The 18,116-nt window shown below is 67.8% G+C and carries 16 protein-coding genes; 15 read left to right on the top strand and 1 reads right to left on the bottom strand.

Features of this window, described 5'->3' with window-relative positions; genetic code table 11:
* Positions 1 to 48 precede the first annotated feature (48 nt).
* From gyrA to J2X21_RS07795, 13 genes are all read left to right on the top strand, one after another.
* Complete coding sequence (gene gyrA / locus J2X21_RS07855) at positions 49 to 2,700, top strand: DNA gyrase subunit A (protein ID WP_310326934.1); 2,652 nt, start codon at positions 49 to 51, stop codon at positions 2,698 to 2,700.
* 5 nt (positions 2,701 to 2,705) lie between these two features.
* Positions 2,706 to 3,287, top strand: a complete 582-nt coding sequence (locus J2X21_RS07850; RefSeq protein WP_310326932.1) for a DUF2059 domain-containing protein — start codon at positions 2,706 to 2,708, stop codon at positions 3,285 to 3,287.
* Positions 3,288 to 3,296: 9 nt separating this feature from the next.
* Complete coding sequence (gene serC, locus J2X21_RS07845) at positions 3,297 to 4,385, top strand: 3-phosphoserine/phosphohydroxythreonine transaminase (protein ID WP_310326930.1); 1,089 nt, start codon at positions 3,297 to 3,299, stop codon at positions 4,383 to 4,385.
* Complete coding sequence (pheA, locus tag J2X21_RS07840; protein ID WP_310326928.1) at positions 4,378 to 5,475, top strand: prephenate dehydratase; 1,098 nt, start codon at positions 4,378 to 4,380, stop codon at positions 5,473 to 5,475. Before serC ends, pheA begins: the two co-directional genes overlap by 8 nt.
* Before the next feature lie 4 nt (positions 5,476 to 5,479).
* On the top strand, positions 5,480 to 6,376 hold the full coding sequence (locus J2X21_RS07835) for a prephenate dehydrogenase (protein ID WP_310326925.1): 897 nt from the start codon (positions 5,480 to 5,482) through the stop codon (positions 6,374 to 6,376).
* Positions 6,376 to 8,376, top strand: a complete 2,001-nt coding sequence (locus J2X21_RS07830) for a bifunctional 3-phosphoshikimate 1-carboxyvinyltransferase/cytidylate kinase (protein ID WP_310326922.1) — start codon at positions 6,376 to 6,378, stop codon at positions 8,374 to 8,376. Before J2X21_RS07835 ends, J2X21_RS07830 begins: the two co-directional genes overlap by 1 nt.
* A gap of 169 nt (positions 8,377 to 8,545) precedes the next feature.
* Entirely contained in the window at positions 8,546 to 10,258 is a 1,713-nt protein-coding gene (gene rpsA / locus J2X21_RS07825) for a 30S ribosomal protein S1 (RefSeq protein WP_310326919.1), read from the top strand.
* Positions 10,259 to 10,364: 106 nt separating this feature from the next.
* Positions 10,365 to 10,658, top strand: a complete 294-nt coding sequence (locus J2X21_RS07820; protein WP_268153703.1) for an integration host factor subunit beta — start codon at positions 10,365 to 10,367, stop codon at positions 10,656 to 10,658.
* A 155-nt stretch (positions 10,659 to 10,813) separates the two neighbouring features.
* A complete protein-coding gene (locus tag J2X21_RS07815) occupies positions 10,814 to 11,113 on the top strand; it encodes a LapA family protein (RefSeq protein ID WP_310326917.1) in 300 nt (99 codons plus the stop codon).
* On the top strand, positions 11,103 to 12,245 hold the full coding sequence (gene lapB / locus J2X21_RS07810) for a lipopolysaccharide assembly protein LapB (RefSeq protein ID WP_310326915.1): 1,143 nt from the start codon (positions 11,103 to 11,105) through the stop codon (positions 12,243 to 12,245). Before J2X21_RS07815 ends, lapB begins: the two co-directional genes overlap by 11 nt.
* 79 nt (positions 12,246 to 12,324) lie before the next feature.
* Positions 12,325 to 13,056, top strand: coding sequence for a glycosyltransferase (locus J2X21_RS07805; RefSeq protein WP_310326913.1), 732 nt, complete (start codon positions 12,325 to 12,327; stop codon positions 13,054 to 13,056).
* Positions 13,053 to 14,000 (top strand): glycosyltransferase family 32 protein, encoded by a 948-nt coding sequence (locus J2X21_RS07800; RefSeq protein WP_310326910.1) that lies wholly within the window; start codon positions 13,053 to 13,055, stop codon positions 13,998 to 14,000. Before J2X21_RS07805 ends, J2X21_RS07800 begins: the two co-directional genes overlap by 4 nt.
* Positions 13,997 to 14,971, top strand: a complete 975-nt coding sequence (locus J2X21_RS07795; protein ID WP_310326907.1) for a glycosyltransferase family 2 protein — start codon at positions 13,997 to 13,999, stop codon at positions 14,969 to 14,971. Before J2X21_RS07800 ends, J2X21_RS07795 begins: the two co-directional genes overlap by 4 nt.
* Here the strand turns inward: J2X21_RS07795 and J2X21_RS07790 are convergent.
* Positions 14,922 to 16,052, bottom strand: a complete 1,131-nt coding sequence (locus J2X21_RS07790) for a glycosyltransferase (protein WP_310326905.1) — start codon at positions 16,050 to 16,052, stop codon at positions 14,922 to 14,924. The two genes, J2X21_RS07795 and J2X21_RS07790, sit on opposite strands and share 50 nt — an antisense overlap.
* Positions 16,053 to 16,086: 34 nt before the next feature.
* Here J2X21_RS07790 and J2X21_RS07785 point away from each other — a divergent pair, with 34 nt between their 5' ends.
* Positions 16,087 to 17,823 (top strand): ABC transporter transmembrane domain-containing protein, encoded by a 1,737-nt coding sequence (locus J2X21_RS07785; protein WP_310326903.1) that lies wholly within the window; start codon positions 16,087 to 16,089, stop codon positions 17,821 to 17,823.
* Positions 17,823 to 18,089, top strand: a complete 267-nt coding sequence (locus J2X21_RS07780) for a ComEA family DNA-binding protein (protein ID WP_310326901.1) — start codon at positions 17,823 to 17,825, stop codon at positions 18,087 to 18,089. Before J2X21_RS07785 ends, J2X21_RS07780 begins: the two co-directional genes overlap by 1 nt.
* Positions 18,090 to 18,116 lie beyond the last annotated feature (27 nt).

Below are 18,116 nucleotides of genomic sequence, written 5' to 3'. Positions count from 1 at the left end.
ACCTCCAAGGACGCCGTGCCCATGTAGGCATGTGCGCAAGTCTGCTGCATGACTCAGTTCGCCAAGGAAACCCTGCCGATCAGCCTTGAGGAGGAGATGCGCCGCTCCTACCTCGACTACGCGATGAGCGTGATCGTCGGCCGCGCGCTGCCCGACGCCCGAGACGGCCTGAAGCCGGTGCATCGCCGCGTGCTGTACGCGATGAACGAGATGGGCAACACCTACAACGCCAAGTACCGCAAGTCGGCACAGGCGGTGGGTGAGACCATGGGTAAATACCACCCGCACGGCGACTCGGCGATTTACGACACCATCGTCCGCATGGCGCAGCCGTTCAGTCTGCGTCACATGCTGATTGACGGCCAGGGCAACTTCGGCTCCATCGACGGCGATAACGCCGCGGCGATGCGATACACCGAAATCCGCCTCGACAAAATCGCCCACGAAATGCTGGCCGACATCGACAAGGAAACTGTCGATTTCGGGCCGAACTACGACGGCAGCCATAAAGAGCCTTTGGTTCTGCCGACGCGTTTGCCGAATCTGCTGGTGAATGGTTCGGCGGGTATTGCCGTGGGTATGGCCACGAATATCCCGCCGCACAACCTCAACGAGGTTGTCGACGCCTGCATGCTGGCGCTGAAGAACCCGGATGTCACGGTCGACGAGCTGATGGAGATCATCCCGGCGCCCGACTTCCCCACCGCCGGCATCATCTACGGCCTGGCCGGCGTGCGCGACGGCTACCGCACGGGCCGCGGCCGCGTGGTCATGCGCGCCAAGGTGCACTTCGAGGACATCGACAAGGGCAACCGCCAGGCGATCATCGTTGACGAGATCCCCTACCAGGTCAACAAGAAAAGCCTGCTCGAGCGCATCGCCGAGTTGGTGCATGAAAAGAAGATCGAGGGCATCAGCCATATCCAGGACGAGTCCGACAAGTCGGGCATGCGCGTCGTCATCGAACTCAAGCGCGGCGAAGTCCCCGAGGTGGTGCTGAACAACCTCTACAAGCAGACCCAGCTGCAGGACAGTTTCGGCATGAACATGGTCGCCCTCGTGGACGGCCAGCCCAAACTGTGCAATCTGCGCGACATGGTCATCGTGTTCCTGGAGCACCGCCGCGAGGTGGTGACGCGCCGCACGATCTACGAACTGCGCAAGGCGCGCGAGCGCGGCCACGTGCTGGAAGGCCTGGCCGTCGCGCTGGCCAACATCGACGAGTTCATCGAGACCATCAAGACCTCGCCGACGCCGCCGGTCGCCAAGGCGGCGCTGATGGCCAAGAGCTGGGACTCGTCGCTGGTTCGCGAGATGCTGTCGCGCGCCGAGGGCGGCAGTGCCGCCTACCGCCCGGAAGGCCTGGAGGCCGAGTACGGCATGCAGGCCGACGGCCTGTACCGCCTGTCCGAAGCGCAGGCCGGCGAAATCCTGCAGATGCGCCTGCAACGCCTGACCGGCCTGGAGCAGGACAAGATCGTCGGCGAGTACAAGGACGTGATGGCCGAGATCGCCGATCTGCTGGACATCCTGGCCACGCCGTCGCGTGTGACGACCATCATCGGCGACGAGCTGACGCAGCTGAAGACCGAGTTCGGCCAGACCAAGCTGGGCGCGCGCCGCTCCGTCATCGAGCACAACGCGCAGGAACTGGGCACCGAAGACCTGATCACGCCGACCGACATGGTCGTGACGCTCTCCCACACCGGCTACATCAAGAGCCAGGCGCTCAGCGAATACCGCTCGCAGCGTCGTGGCGGCCGCGGCAAGCAGGCCACGGCGACGAAGGACGACGACTGGATCGACCAGCTCTTCATCGCCAACACGCACGACTGGATCCTGTGCTTCTCCGACCGCGGCCGCGTCTACTGGCTGAAGGTGTGGGAAGTTCCGCAAGGCTCGCGCAACTCGCGCGGCAAGCCCATCGTCAACATGTTCCCGCTGCAGCAGGGCGAGAAGATCACCGTCGTGCTGCCGCTGACGGGCGAGTTCCGCAGCTTCCCTGAAGATCACTTCATCTTCATGGCCACCGCCATGGGCACGGTCAAGAAGACCTCGCTGAAGGACTTCAGCAACCCACGCAAGGCCGGCATCATCGCCGTCGACCTCGACGAGGGCGACCACCTGATCGGCGCCGCGCTGACCGACGGCCACCACGACGTGATGCTGTTCAGCGACGGCGGCAAGGCCGTGCGCTTCGACGAGGACGACGTGCGCCCCATGGGCCGCACCGCCCGCGGCGTGCGCGGCATGATGCTGGAACCCGACCAGCGCCTGATCGCCATGCTGGTGGCCGAAGACGAAACGCAGAGCGTGCTGACCGCCACCGAGAACGGCTACGGCAAGCGCACCAGCATCGTCGAGTACACCCGCCACGGCCGCGGCACCAAGGGCATGATCGCCATCCAGCAGAGCGAGCGCAACGGCCGCGTCGTCGCCGCGACGCTGGTGCGCCCGGAGGACGAGATCATGCTGATCACCGACAAGGGCGTGCTGGTGCGCACCCGTGTCGCCGAGATCCGCGAACTGGGCCGCGCCACGCAGGGCGTGACGCTGATCGCGCTGGATGACGGCGCCAAGCTGTCGGGCCTGCAGCGCATCGTCGAGAACGACGCGAACGAAGCAGAGGGCACCGCTGAAGGCGGCGATGCCGGTACGACCGACGACTCCTCTGAAGCTCCGGAATCCCCCAAGGAATGACTGACATGACCTCTCGCAAGCTGGGCCTGGCCCTCGCCCTCGCCCTGGCCACCGGTTCCGTGCTGGCCCAACCATCGCCGGCCAAAAAGGCACTCATCGACAAGATCGTTGCACTGCAGACCCAGGGCCTGGCCGAAGGCCTGGCCAACAACTTGGTTCAAGGACCGCTGCCGCAGCTGATGCAGGCAGGCCGCGCCGCTTTGCAGCAGGTGCCCGCCGAAAAGCGCGAAGCAACGGCCAAGGCCATGGACGCCGAGCTGAAGAAGTTCGTCGAGGAAAACGTCGCCTTCGTGAAGGACAAGGCCGCCAAGGCCGCGCCCTCCACGGCTTCGGCGCTGCTGGACGAACGCTTCAACGAGGACGAACTGAAGCAGATCCTGGCCTGGGCAGAATCCCCGGTCAGCCAGAAGTTCGGAGCCGCCAACGTCGAGCTGCAGAAGGCCGTGGCGCAGAAGGTCATGACCGAAGCCGGTCCGACGCTCGAAGGCCGCCTGAAGACCCTGCAGGGCACGCTGGCCAAACAGCTGGGCATCCAGCCGCAGACGGCTCCTGCATCCAAGCCTGCCGCCCCCGCGCCCAAGAAGTAATCCTCTTTGATGACCTCATCCCGCCCGTTCAATTTCTCCGCCGGCCCGGCCGTCCTGCCTGAGCCCGTCCTGCGCCAGGTGGCTGCCGAGATGCTGGACTGGGGCGGCAGCGGCATGAGCGTCATGGAGATGAGCCACCGCGGGAAGGAGTTCGGCAGCATCCTCGCCGCGGCCGAGGCCGACCTGCGCGAACTGCTGGCCGTGCCGGCCAACTTCCGCATCCTGTTCATGCAGGGTGGCGGACTGGGCGAGAACGCCATCGTGCCGCTGAATCTCAGCCGCGGCGGCAAGGTCGATGTCGTCGTCACGGGCTCATGGTCGCGCAAGAGCGCGTCCGAGGCGCGCCGCTATGCCGATGTGCAGGTCGCTGCCGAAGGCACCGGCCGCGAAATTCCGCGTGACTGGCAGTTGCGCGACGACGCGGCTTATGTGCACGTCTGCACCAACGAGACCATCGACGGCGTCGAGTTCCACGACCTGCCGCAGCTGACGAACGGCGTGCCGCTGGTGATCGACTGCTCGTCGCACCTGCTGTCGCGGCCGATCGACTGGAGCCGTGTGGGTCTGGCCTTCGGCGGCGCGCAGAAAAACGTCGGCCCGGCCGGCGTGACGCTCGTGTTCGTGCGCGAGGACCTTCTGGGCCATGCGCTGGACATCTGCCCTACGGCCTTCAACTATGAGACCGTGGCCAACAACCAGTCCATGTACAACACGCCGCCCACGTTCGGCATCTACGTGGCCGGCCTGGTGTTCCAGTGGCTCAAGGGCTTCGACTACGCCGGCAAGCGCGGCCTGGCCGCCATCGAGCAGCGCAACATCGACAAGGCCGCCCTGCTCTACGGCATGCTGGACGGCTCCGGCTTCTACGAAAACCGCGTGGCGCCCAGCTGCCGCTCGCGCATGAACGTGCCGTTCTTCCTGAAGGACGAATCGCTGAACGACGCCTTCCTGGCCGAGTCCAAGGCGACGGGCCTGCTTCAGCTCAAAGGCCATAAGTCGGTGGGCGGCATGCGCGCGTCCATCTACAACGCGATGTCGCTGGAGGGCGTGCAGGCGCTGGTGTCGTTCATGAAGGATTTCGAGGCTCGCCATGGTTGAACCCGTCGCCTCCCAGGCCCTGCTGGCGCTGCGCGACCAGATCGACGGCCTGGACAAGCAGCTGCTGCAACTGCTGAACGAACGCGCCCGCGTCGCCGAGCAGGTCGGCGAGATCAAGCGCGCCGAAGGCACGCCCTTCTTTCGCCCGGACCGCGTCGCGCAGGTCATCGAGAAGATCCGCGCCGCCAACCCCGGCCCGCTGAAGGCCGAACACGTGTCGGCCATCTGGCGCGAGATCATGTCCGCCTGCCTGGCGCTGGAGTCGCCGCAGCGCGTGGCCGTGCTGGGCCCGGTGGGCACCTTCTGCGAGCAGGCCGCCATCGAGTATTTTGGCGGCGCCGCCGACATCAGCTACTGCGGCAGCTTCGACGATGTCTTCCACGCCACCGCCAGCGGCAGCGCGCAGTTCGGCGTCGTGGGCGTGGAGAACATGACCGAGGGTGTCGTCACCCGCTCGCTGGACCTGTTCCTGCACACGCCCTGCCATGTGGTGGGCGAAGTGTCCTTGTTGATCCGCCACAACCTGATGCGCAAGGAACCGTCCATGCATGGCATCGAGGCGGTTCTCGCGCATCCGCAGGCGCTGGCCCAGTGCCAGAACTGGCTGAACAAGCACCTGCCCGATGTCGAGCGCCGCGCGGTGTCCAGCAATGCCGAGGGCGCTCGCCTGGCCGCCACCAATCCGGCCTGGGCCGCACTGGGCGCCGAGCGCGCGTCGCAGGTCTTCGGCCTGCACATCGTGGCCCATGCCGTCCAGGACGAGGCCTACAACCGCACGCGCTTTGCCGTCATCTGCCTGCCGCAGACCATGGCCACGCCGCCGGCCACCGGTCGCGACTGCACCAGCCTGGTCGTGTCCGTGCCCAACCGCCCCGGCGCCATGCACGACCTGCTGGTGCCGCTGAAGAAGCACGGCGTGTCCATGACGCGCCTGGAGTCGCGCCCGGCCCGCAACGGCCAGTGGGAGTACTACTTCTACATCGACCTCGACGGCCATCCCAGCCAGCCGAATGTCGCAGCGGCACTGGACGAGCTGCGCGTGAATTGCGCGTTCTTCAAGATGCTGGGCGCCTACCCTCTCAAGGCCTGACACCATGTTCCAACAGCTCGGCGTGATCGGATGCGGCCTGATGGGCGGCAGCTTCGCGCTGGCCATGAAGAAGGCTGGCCTGGTCCGGCGGGTCGTGGGCTACAGCAAATCGCCGTCCACCACCAAGCAGGCCAAGAAGCTGGGCGTCATCGACGTCGCTGCCGAGTCGGCACTGCTGGCCGTGTCGGGCTCGGACATCGTGCTGATCGCCGTGCCCGTGTCCGCCACCGAGGCCACGCTGAAGGCAATCCGCCATCTGGTGAATCCCGGCGTGCTGTTCATGGACGTCGGCTCGACCAAGTGCGACGTCATCGAGGCCGCGCGTCGTGCGCTGGGCGAGCGCGCCGCCAGCTTCGTGCCCTGCCACCCCATCGCCGGCAAGGAGTCGGGCGGGGTGCAGCATGCCGAAGCCACGCTTTACGAAGGCCGCCAAGTCATCCTGACACCGCAGCCGTTCACGAACCCGCAGCTGGTGCAGCTCGCCACCGACGTCTGGTCGGCGCTGGGCACCACCGTGCTGAAGATGCGGCCGCACAACCACGACGCCGCGTTCGCCGCCGTCAGCCATCTGCCTCATCTGCTGGCCTTCGCCTACTTCCAAGCGATTGCCGAGCAGCCCGCTGCGCGAGACTACCTGAGCCTGGCAGGCCCGGGCTTTCGCGATTTCACGCGCATCGCCGCCGGCGAGCCTGCGGTCTGGCGCGACATCCTGCTGGCCAACAAGCACGAGGTGCTGGCCCAGTCCAAGCGCTTCCGCACCACGCTGGACCAGCTCGAAGCGCTGATCGAGGCCGGCGATGCACCGGCGCTGGAAGCCGCGCTGAGGCCCATCGCCGAGGGCCGCGCCGCCTGGAACCCTCCCTCCCCTGCAGTCCCTCCCGGCCGCCCGCCAGGCAAGTGATGTTCAAGATTCCCTTCCTCGACCTGCCGCCGCTGCGCGGCGCCACGGGCACCGTCCGCCTGCCCGGCTCCAAGAGCATCTCCAACCGCGTGCTGCTGCTGGCGGCGCTGAGCGAAGGCAAGACCTTTGTGCGCGATCTGCTGGCGTCGGACGATACCGCCGTCATGCTGGATGCACTGCGCACGCTGGGTTGCGGCGTCTGGCGCGAGGGCGACGCGGTTGTCATCGACGGTCTGGGCGGCAAGCTGCGCGCCAAGGAAGCCCAACTGTTCCTCGGCAACGCGGGCACCGCCATGCGGCCGCTGACAGCCGCGCTGGCCGTGCTGGCCGCCACACAGGGCGGCAGCTTCGAGGTCTCGGGCGTGCCGCGCATGCACGAGCGCCCCATCGGAGACTTGGTCGACGCGCTGCGCGGCCTGGGTTGCGCCATCGATGACCTGGGCAATGCCGGCTACCCGCCGCTGCGGCTGCGCGGTCCGTCGGCGCTGGCGCTGGACGCACCGGTCAAGGTGCGCGGCGACGTGTCCAGCCAGTTCCTGACGGCGCTGCTGCTGGCGCTGCCGTTGGTGGCCGAGCGCGACATCCGCATCGAGGTCATCGGCGAGCTGATCTCCAAGCCCTATATCGAGATCACGCTGGCGCTGCTGGCACGCTTTGGCATCGCCGTGAAACGCGAGGGCTGGGAAGCCTTCATCATCCCGGCCGGCAGCCGCTACGTGTCGCCAGGCGAAGTCTTTGTCGAGGGCGACGCCTCGTCCGCGTCCTACTTCGTCGGCCTGGGCGCCATCGCGGCCACCGGCACGCCCATCCGCATCGAGGGCGTCGGCAGCGAGTCGCTGCAAGGCGACGTGCGCTTCATCGAGGCGGCCGCCGCGATGGGGGCCGAAGTCAAGACAGGCCCCAACTGGCTGGAAGTCCGCCGTGGTGCCTGGCCGCTCAAGGGCATCACGCTGGACTGCAACCACATCCCCGACGCAGCGATGACGCTCACCGTCATGGCGCTGTACGCCGACGGTCCGACGACGCTGACCAACATCGCCAGCTGGCGCGTCAAGGAGACCGACCGCATCGCCGCCATGGCGACCGAGCTGCGCAAGCTGGGCGCGACGGTCGATGAAGGCCCGGACTGGATCCGCGTCGAGCCGCTGAAGGACTGGAAGGCTGCGTCCATCCACACTTACGACGACCACCGCGTCGCGATGTGCTTCTCGCTGGCCGCCTTCAATGGCCTGGTGACGGAGAACACCGTGCCGGTACGCATCCTGGAGCCGCACTGCGTCGCCAAGACCTTCCCGGACTACTTCGAGACGCTGTTCGGCGTCGTCACGGCCAACGCCGCCGACATCCCCGTCATCACCATCGACGGCCCGACCGCCTCCGGCAAGGGCACGCTGGCCGACGAAGTCGGCAAGGCGCTGGGCTTCGAGGTGCTGGACTCCGGCGCGCTGTACCGCGTGACCGGACTGGCCGCCCGCCGTGCCGGCCTGGACCTGGACAACGGCGACGCCGTGGCCGCCATCGTGCCGACGCTGAAGCTCAGCTTCCGTGATGGCCACGTCTTCCTCGGTGACGAGGACGTCAGCGCCCGGCTGCGCGCCGAAGCCACCGGCTTGCTGGCCTCGCAGGTCGCGGCCCACGCCCAGGTGCGTCAGGCGCTGAACCAGCTGCAGCTGGACTTCCGCCGCCTGCCCGGCCTGGTCGCCGACGGCCGCGACATGGGCACGGCCATCTTCCCGGACGCCACCCTCAAGGTGTTTCTGACCGCCAGCGCTGCCACGCGCGCCGAGCGCCGTCATAAGCAATTGATTTCCAAGGGAATTTCGGCTAATATCAATAGCTTGCGCGAAGATTTGGAGGCGCGGGACGAACGGGACAAGAACCGCTCGGCCTCGCCCCTGACTCCCGCGCAGGACGCGCAGTTGCTCGACAACTCGGCGCTGACCATCGAAGCCTCGGTGGATCAAGTGCTCGGTTGGTGGCAGCAGCGCCGGCCCTTCTGAAGCGCCTCGTTACCCACAAGGCGCCCAAAAGAGTCCAGGCTTGAGAAGCCACGGCCCGCGGCCCTTCCCTCCGAACGCCAGTTCACTGAGGGCCGCGATGTCAACAACTTAACCCGCAGCTTGTCTGCACGCCGCGTCGGGGCTCCCCGCCGCATCAGGATCAATCAACATGTCCCAAACCCAAACCGCCGCTTCCGGCATGGAATCCTTTGCCGCAATGTTCGAGGAGTCGCTGCAGCGCTCCGACATGCGCGCTGGCGAAGTGATCTCGGCTGAAGTCGTTCGTGTCGAACACAACTTCGTCGTCGTCAACGCAGGCCTCAAGTCCGAAGCCTACGTGCCCATCGAAGAGTTCAAGAACGACCAGGGCGAACTGGAAGTCCAGGTCGGCGACTTCGTCTCCGTCGCCATCGACGCCATCGAAAACGGCTACGGCGACACCATCCTGTCGCGCGACAAGGCCAAGCGCCTGGCCTCGTGGCTGAGCCTGGAAACGGCTCTGGAGTCCGGCGACTTCGTGACCGGCACCGTCTCCGGCAAGGTCAAGGGCGGCCTGACCGTCCTGGTCAACGGCATCCGCGCCTTCCTGCCCGGTTCGCTGCTGGACACCCGCCCGGTGAAGGACATGAGCCCGTTCGAGGGCAAGACCATGGAATTCAAGGTCATCAAGCTCGACCGCAAGCGCAACAACGTTGTGCTGTCGCGTCGTGCCGTGGTCGAAGCCTCCATGGGTGAAGAGCGCGCCAAGCTGCTGGAAACGCTGTCCGAAGGCGCCATCGTCAACGGCGTGGTCAAGAACATCACCGAATACGGTGCGTTCGTCGACCTGGGCGGCATCGACGGCCTGCTGCACATCACCGACATGGCCTGGCGCCGTGTCCGTCACCCGAGCGAAGTGGTGACGGTTGGTCAGGAACTGACGGCCAAGGTCCTGAAGTTCGACGCGGAGAAGAACCGCGTCTCGCTGGGCATCAAGCAGCTGGGCGACGACCCGTGGTTCGGCGTTGCTCGCCGCTACCCGACCGGCACGCGCCTGTTCGGCAAGGTCACGAACATCGCCGACTACGGCGCGTTCGTCGAGATCGAGCCGGGCATCGAAGGCCTGGTGCACGTCTCCGAAATGGACTGGACCAACAAGAACATCGCCCCCAGCAAGCTGGTCTCGCTGGGCGACGAAGTCGAAGTCATGGTCCTGGAAATCGACGAAGACAAGCGCCGCATCAGCCTGGGCATGAAGCAGTGCAAGGCCAACCCGTGGGAAGAGTTCGCCGAGAACGTCAAGCGCGGCGACAAGGTCAAGGGTCCGGTCAAGTCCATCACCGACTTCGGCGTGTTCGTGGGCCTGGCCCAGGGCATCGACGGTCTGGTGCACCTGTCCGACCTGTCTTGGGACGAAGCCGGCGAAACCGCCGTGCGCAACTTCAAGAAGGGCCAGGAAGTCGAAGCCGTCGTGCTGGCCGTGGACGTCGAGCGCGAGCGCATCTCGCTGGGCATCAAGCAGCTGGACAGCGACCCGTTCACCGCCTACACCACGATCAACGACCGTGGCGCCTCGGTGACCGGCAAGGTCAAAACCGTGGACCCGCGCGGTGCTGAAGTCGAACTGGCTGACGGCGTGATGGCTTACCTGCGCGCTTCGGAAATCTCCCGCGATCGCGTGGAAGACGCCCGCAACGTGCTGAAGGAAGGCGACGAAGTCACCGCCGTGATCGTCAACGTGGATCGCAAGACCCGCAACATCCAGCTGTCGATCAAGGCCAAGGACAACGCCGACCAGCAGGAAGCCATGCAGCGTCTGAGCCAGACCAACGAGCGTGAAAACGCCGGCACGACCAGCCTGGGCGCCCTGCTGCGCGCCAAGCTGGACAACCAGGGCAACTAAGCCCTCGGTTGATCGCCCGGCCTGCATGCGGGCCGGGTATGCTCCCCCACAGGCTCGCCGGCCTCGCCAGCGGGCCTGTTTCAATTCATAAAGTCGAAATCCCGTCATGACCCGTTCCGACCTCGTCGCAGTCCTTGCCGAACGCTTCGGCCAACTGACCCAGCGCGACACCGAGTTCGCGGTCAAGACCATCCTCGACGCGATGAGCGACGCGCTGGCGCGCGGCCACCGCATCGAGATCCGCGGCTTTGGCAGCTTCTCCATCAGCCGCCGCCCGCCCCGCGTGGGCCGCAATCCGCGCAGCGGCGAGCAGGTCATGATCCCGGAGAAGCTGGCACCTCACTTCAAGCCCGGCAAGGCCCTGCGCGAAGCCGTCGACGAACACCTCCCGGTGGAATGAAGCCTCTCGTCCAAGGAGTACCTTGGCCGGTCTCCCGAGGAGACGGCGATGCTTGCCGGATTGACCGCCAAGCACATCGCCATGGCGGGCCGGCTCGGGAGCGGCCCAGCGCTCGGCCCGGAAAACCGAACGGCGCCTGAGCCAAAATCCTTGGTATGCGCACCCTCGTCTGGCTCCTGCGGGCCCTGCTCTTCTTCACGCTGTTCGCGTTCGCGCTGAACAACAGCCACGAAGCCGTCGTGCGCTGGTTCTTCGGCCACGAATGGCGTGCGCCGCAGGTCATCATCGTGCTGCTGGCCTTTGGCCTCGGCGCCGCGTTCGGCGTGCTGGCCATGGTGCCCGCCTGGTGGCGCCACCGCCGTGCCGCGCAGCGCACCGAGCCCACGCCTGCTGTGCCCACGCCCGCGTCCGACGCGCCCACCGCTCCCTACGCCGCCCACCAAGATGGAGTTTGATCCGCGCTGGCTGCTGTTCGTCCTGCCCGTCGTCTTCGTTCTCGGCTGGCTCGCGTCCAAGCTCGACTCGAGGCAGTGGAAGCTCGAACAGCGTGAATCGCCCAAGGCCTATTTCAAGGGACTGAACCTGCTGCTGAACGAGCAGCAGGACAAGGCCATCGACGCCTTCATCGAGGCGGTCCAGAACGACCCCGACACGTCCGAGCTGCACTTCGCGCTGGGCAGCCTGTTCCGTCGTCGTGGCGAGACCGAGCGCGCCGTGCGCGTGCACGAGCACCTGATCCGCCGCGGCGACATCACCAAGGCCGACCGCGACCGCGCCCAGCACGAACTGGCGCAGGACTTCTTCAAGGCCGGCCTGTTCGACCGCGCCGAGGCCGCCTATGCGGAGCTGCGCGGCACCGCGTTCGAGCGCGAGGCGCGCCTGGCGCTGCTGTCGCTGTACGAGCGTTCGCGCGACTGGGCCAAGGCCGCCGACGTGGCCGCCGAACTGGAGGCCGCCGGCACCGGCTCGTTCTCCGGCCGCATCGCGCATTACCTGTGCGAGCAGGCGCTGGTGGCACAGTCCCAAGGCCATGCCGACCTGGCCCCCGCATTGCTGGAGCAGGCGCAGCGCCGCGCGCCCGAGGCCGCGCGCGCCTATGTGCTGCAGGGCCAGTTGCTGCTCAAGGCAGGCCAGCCGGAGGCCGCGCTGGCCGCGTTTACCAAGCTGCTGTCGGCCAACCCGCCCGCCTTCAACCTGGTGGCGGCCGACTGCGCCGCCGCCGCCAAGGCGCTGGGCCAGCCCGAACGCGCCATCGCGCTGCTGACCGAGCAGTACCAGCGTGCCCCCAGCATGCATCTGCTGCGCGCATTGGCCACGCTGCAGCCCGAGCCGCAGCGCGAACGCCTGACCGCCCACCTGCGCGAGCAGCCCGTGCTGTCCGCCGCGACCGACCTTCTGAAGCTCAACGCCGGCGCGCTGCCCGCTGACGAGGCCGCCCCCATGGTCAAGGCACTGGAAACGGCCACCAAGCCGCTGCAGCGCTACCGCTGCGCGGCCTGCGGCTTTGAAGCCGCCCACTACTTCTGGCAATGCCCGGGTTGTCTGAACTGGGACACCTACCCGCCACGTCACGTGGAAGAGCTGTGATGATGAAACCCCCACGCGCCCGTTGGGCGCTGCCCCCCGAGAGGGCGCATATCGCTCTTCGGGCGGCCGGGCGCGCGATATGAGAACGATCGTCTGCATGAAATGGGGCACCAAGTACGGCCCCGAGTACGTCAACCGCCTGTATGCGATGGTGCGCCGGCACCTGAAGGGCGAGTTCCAGTTCGTCTGCCTGACCGACCGCACCGAAGGCATTCGCGGCGAAGTGAAATGCTTCCCCATCCCCGAGCTGACGCTGCCCAACGGCGAACCCGAGCGTGGCTGGAAGAAGCTGACCACCTTCAGCCCGGTGCTCGTCAACGAGTACGGCCTCAGCGGCACCGCGCTGTTCCTGGATCTGGACGTCGTCATCGTCGGCAATATCACGCCGTTCTTCGAGGTGCCTGGCGAGTTCCTCGTCATCCATGACTGGAAGCGCCCCTGGCGCATCACCGGCAATTCGTCGGTCTACCGCTGGGAGCTCGGCGCCCACCAGGACGTGCTGACCGAGTTCGTCGCCGACCAGGCCAAGGCCAAGGCCGAGTTCCGCAACGAACAGGCCTTCCTGTCGGCCGTGCTGCATCGCCAGGGCAAGTTGAAGTACTGGGACGACGCCTGGTGCGCCAGCTACAAGTACCACTGCATCCCGGCCTGGCCCAGCAGCTATTGGCGCGACCCGTTCATCCCGGATGGCGCCCGCATCCTGATCTTCCACGGCGTCATGAACCCGCCCGACGCGCTGGCCGGCCGCAGCAACGGCAACTGGCGGCACGCGCGACCCGCGCGCTGGATTGCTGACCACTGGCGCGAATGAACATCGTCGTTCTGGGCGTGATGGCCCTCCTCGCCGGCCTGTTCCTGCGCGAGCTCGCCGTCGTGCTGCGCGCCAGGGTACCGACGCAGACCCGCGCCGTCATCGTCGGCGAGAGCGCGCCCGCCTGCGCCGACGATATCCCCAAGATCATCTGGACCTACTGGCAGCAGGCGCCCGCGCCGCGCTTCATCCAGGCCTGCCTGGACAACTGGCGCCGCTTCGCGCCCGACCACCAGGTGCGCGTGCTGGACCGCAGCACGGTTGGCGACTGGCTGCCGACGCTGCGCGCCGACTTCGACACGCTGCCCGCCTACCGCCAGTCCGACTGGCTGCGCGTGCAATTGCTGGCGCGCCATGGCGGCGTGTGGATGGACGCCTCCATGCTGCTGAGCCGCGACCTCGGCTGGCTGCATGCAACGCGCCAGGCCCGCGCCGCAGACTATGTCGGCTTCTACATCGACCGCTACACCAACCGCCCCAAGCTCCCCATCGTCGAGAACTGGCTGATGGCCTCCGTGGCCGGCGGCCGCTTCGTCACCGCCCTCGCCGCCGCCTTCGACCGCGCGCTGGACGAGGGCGCCGAAAGCCTGCTGCAACGTCTGCGCGATGAGGGCCGCCACGAGCGTGTGGTGCAGGCCTTGACCGAAGATTTCCAGCGCTATCTGCTGATGCATGTGGCCGCCAGCGAACTGCTAGACCGCGAGCCTCAACTCGCCAGACTGGTGCTGCTGCGTGCCGAGGACGGCCCCTTCGCCTGGCATGCCGGCGTGGGCTGGCGCAAGCGCCACCTGTACGCGCGGCTTGCGCTGGTGCCCTGCCCCCGCGTGCTGCCCGCCGTGCTGAAGCTGCGCGGCGGCGACCGCGAAGTCACCGAGCGCAACTGGCGGCGCGGCCTCGTGTCGCCGTTCAGCGCGCTGCGCCACCTGCTTGATCGCACGCTTTGAGCGACACGCCCTGGCTCAGCCTGCTGTTCCCGATGTATCGGGTGGAGCCGTGGCTGGGCGCTTGCATAGAGTCACTGAAGCCACAGCTGGACGACGGCGTCGAGCTGCTGTTCGTGGACGATGCATCGCAGGATGGCTCGGCTGCCCTGGTGCAGCGGCTGCTGCCGCAAGCCCGCGTGATCCGCCAGCCCGAGAACCGCGGCGTCAGCGCGGCTCGCAACCGGCTGCTGGACGAGGCACGTGGCGACCATCTCTGGTTCATCGATCCCGACGACCTGGTCGAGCCCGGCGTCATCCCACGGCTGAAGGCGCTGATCGCGCAACACCGCCCCGACCTGCTGACCTGCGACTTCCGCATATTCGATGACAACGGCGGCGACGGCGCGTCGACCGCGTCGATCAAGCCCCGCCACCGCCACATCGCCAGCTTCGACGGCCCGGCCGGTGTCGTCATGGACGACGTGAGCCAGCGCCTGCGCGGCTTGTTCGTGCATGGCCAGTTCCACCCCTGGAGCAAGATCGTTCGCCGCGCCTGCTGGCCCGCCGGGCTGCGCTTCCCCGAAGGCCGCGTGTTCGAGGACATGGCCGTCTACCCACGCCTGGCGCTGCACACGCCGCGGCATGTGCACATCGCCGAGGTCTGGATCGCCTACCGCCAGCGCGGCGGTAGCCTGCTGAGCCAGCTCGACGCGAAGCGGCTGGACGACTGGACCTGGTCGCTGGACGGCCTGGCCGCCGAGCTGCCAGCGCTGAGCGACGACGCCAAGTTCGAGATCGCGCATTTCTGTGCCCGCACGCTGTTGCGTGCCCAGCGCCGCCGGCGGCAATTGGGCGGCGACGCAGTGACGGGCCTGGCGACGGACGCGCAGCGCTTCGAGCGCAGCAGCCCGCTGAACCGGCGCGAGCTGCTGGCGGCCTACTTCAGGCGCGGGCGCTGGCTGCGCGGCCTGCAGTGGTGGCGCAGCGGCTGATCAGGTCCTCATAACGCTGGCGCATCAGCGCCACGCCGTGTTCGGCAAACGCCCGCTCGCGTGCCGCGGCGCCCAGCCGCGCGGCCAGCGCCGGGTCACCCAGCAGGCGCGCGATCGCTGCGGCCAGCGCGGGTGAATCGCCCTCGGGCACCAGCAGGCCTGTGTGTTCATGCTCGATGACGCCACGCACGCCGATGACATCCGACGCGATGCAGGCGCAGCCGGCCGCCATCGCCTCCACCAATGCCAGCGGCATGCCTTCGAAGTGCGTGGCCAGCACGTAGATGCGCTGCGAGCGCAGCAGGCCCGGCATGTCGCCGTGGTGGCCCAGGAAGCGCACCTGCTCGCTCAGCTTCAAGCGCGCCGCCTTGGCCTGCATGCGGGCCAGCAGCGGCCCGGTGCCCGCCAGTTGCAGGATTGCCTTCTGCCCTTGCGCCGCCAGCAGGGCCATCGCGTCGATCAGCGTGGCGTGATCCTTCTGCCGCGCGAAGCGTGCCGACATCAACAGGCCCGCCTCGCGTTCAACGCCGGCGTCGGCAAAGCGCGCCAGGTCGATGCCGTTGGGGATGGCGACGGTCTTGTCCGCCGGCAGACCTTGCGCCAGCAGGCTTTGCCGCACACCTTCGCTGACGCCCACCAGCGCCGCGCTCTTGTCGGCCAGTCGCCGGCTCAGCCAGCGACTCCACGGCGTGTAGCGTTCGCGCGAGTTGTGTTCCACCTGCATCAGCACGGGCACACCCGCTCGCAACCCGGCCTGGCGGCCGATCAGATGCTCCGGGAAGCCATGGGCCAACAACGCCAGCGGTCGGATCTCGCGCAGCAGCGTGGCCAGCTCGGCAATGGTGGGCAGATGCGACCACCAGCCCGACACGAGATGCACCGCCAGCCCCTGGGCGCGCAGCGCCTCGACCCGGGCCATCGGCGTCTGGCGCTTGCGCCGCAGCACCAGCACCGGCTCGAAAGGCCCGCCGTGCAGCGCGGACAGGCACAGGTCCACCGCCACCTGCGTCGCGCCGGAGAAGCCGCCGGTCACGAAATGGACGACTTTCGGGCGGTCGGCGGATGGCTGCGGCGTCGACATAGGGCGCGCAGTGTAGGAGAGACAATCGCGCCCCATGTCTCCCGACACCAACGTCTCCGTCACCCGCCGCCTGGGCCAGTTCGTCTACCCGCACCGCTGGGGCGCGCTGCTCACCGTGCTGGCCTACATCGGCGCGGCCGCGACCGAGCCCATGATCCCCAAGCTGATCGGCTATGCCTTCGGCGAGGGCTTCGCCAAGGATGCCTTCCCGCTGTGGATGGTGCCGGTCACGCTGATCGGCCTGTACCTGATGCGCGGCCTGTTCGGCTTCGCCGGACAGTACCTGTTCAACTGGACCGTCACGCGCAGCGTGATGGACTTTCGCGCGGCGCTGGTCAATGCGCTGATGCGGCTGGATGCCCAGGTCTACACGCGCATGCAGCCAGGCACGGCCGTCAGCAAGGTGGTCAACGACCCGCAGCAGATCCTGCAACTGGTGGGCGACGTGGGCATGAGCGTGCTGCGCGACGGCCTGCCGGCGCTGGCCATGCTGGGCTATCTGTTCTTCCTGAACTGGAAGCTGACGCTGCTGAGCCTCATCGTCACGCCGCTGATGGCGCTGGTCATGAAGAAGGTCAACCAGCGCATGCGGGTGATGGCCACGCGTTCGTACGACTCGCAGCTGCTGCTGGTCAACAAGGTGGACGACCTCGCCCGCGCCTGGCGCGTGGTGCGGCAGTTCGGCGCCGCAGCCCACGAGCGCGAGCGCTTCGGCGCACTGTCGCAGGAGGTGCGCCGCAACAACCTGAAGACGGCCACGGCCGCCGCGCTGGCGCAGCCGATGTCTCAGCTGGTGGCCAGCGTGGGCCTGTCCTTCATCATCTGTGTGGCGCTTTGGCAGGCCCGCGCCGAAGGCACCGGCGTGCAGGCCTTTGCCGAGTTCGTCGCGGCGCTGCTGCTGCTGACCTCGCGGTTGCGCCATCTGTCCGACCTGGCCGCGCCGCTGACGCGCGCCACCGTCATCGCCAAGGGCTGCTTCGAGCTGATGGATGCACCCAAGGAAGTGGACGCCGGGACGCAGGAACTGCCCCGCCCGGCCCACGGCGACCTGGCGATGCAGGAGGTGCGCCTGACCTACCCCGGCGCGGCGCAACCGGCGCTGGACGGCCTGACGCTCACCTTCCCGGCCGGCAAGACCACCGCGCTGGTGGGCGCCTCGGGCGCCGGCAAGAGTTCCATCATCCATCTGCTGCTGGGCTTCGGCCGCCCCGACAACGGCCGCGTGCTGCTGGACGGCGCCGACGTCGAGACGCTGACGCGCGCCTCGCTGCGCCGCCAGTTCGCCGTCGTGTCGCAGGACATCGTGCTGTTCGACGACTCGGTCGCCGCCAACATCGCCTACGCGCAGCCGCGCGACGACGCCAAGCTGGAGCAGGTGCTGCGCGCCGCCCACCTGTGGGACTTCGTGCAAGGCCTGCCCGACGGCGTGGAAACCAACGTGGGCGCCAACGGCAGCAAGCTGTCCGGCGGCCAGCGCCAGCGCCTGGCCATCGCGCGCGCGCTCTACAAGGATGCGCCGATCTGGATCTTCGACGAGGCCACGTCGGCACTCGACACCGAGAGCGAGCGCGCGGTGCAGCAGGCGCTGACCGCCTGGTCCGGCCGCAAGACGCTGATCGTCATCGCGCACCGCCTGTCGACCATCCGCGATGCCGACGCCATCCACGTGCTGGGTGCCGGCAAGCTGGTGGAGACCGGCACGCATGCCGAACTGCTGGCCCGCGACGGCGCCTATGCCGCGATGGTGCGGGCGCAGGCCGGCGAGGCCTGATGAAGCGGCGCGGCCTGCTGCTGTGGGCCGCTGCGCTGCCGGCCGCCGCACAGGCCGCGGTGGAGGTCAACACCGCCACGCGGGCCGAGCTGGAGTCACTGCCCGGTCTCGGGCCATCGCTGGTGCAACGCCTGCTGGATGGTCGCCCGTTCGCCGACTGGGCCGACATGATGAAGCGCGTGCCGGGTGTGAAGGCGGCCACCGCGCAGCGGCTGTCGGCGGCGGGGCTGCGCGTCGCGGGCACGCAATTTTCACGTCAGCCGTAGCGGCACGGGCGCCAACTAACGCAGCGA

This window comes from Roseateles asaccharophilus (assembly GCF_031458115.1).
GTDB lineage: Bacteria > Pseudomonadota > Gammaproteobacteria > Burkholderiales > Burkholderiaceae_C > Pelomonas > Pelomonas asaccharophilus_A.
This window is presented reverse-complemented; position numbering and strand designations above follow the sequence as displayed.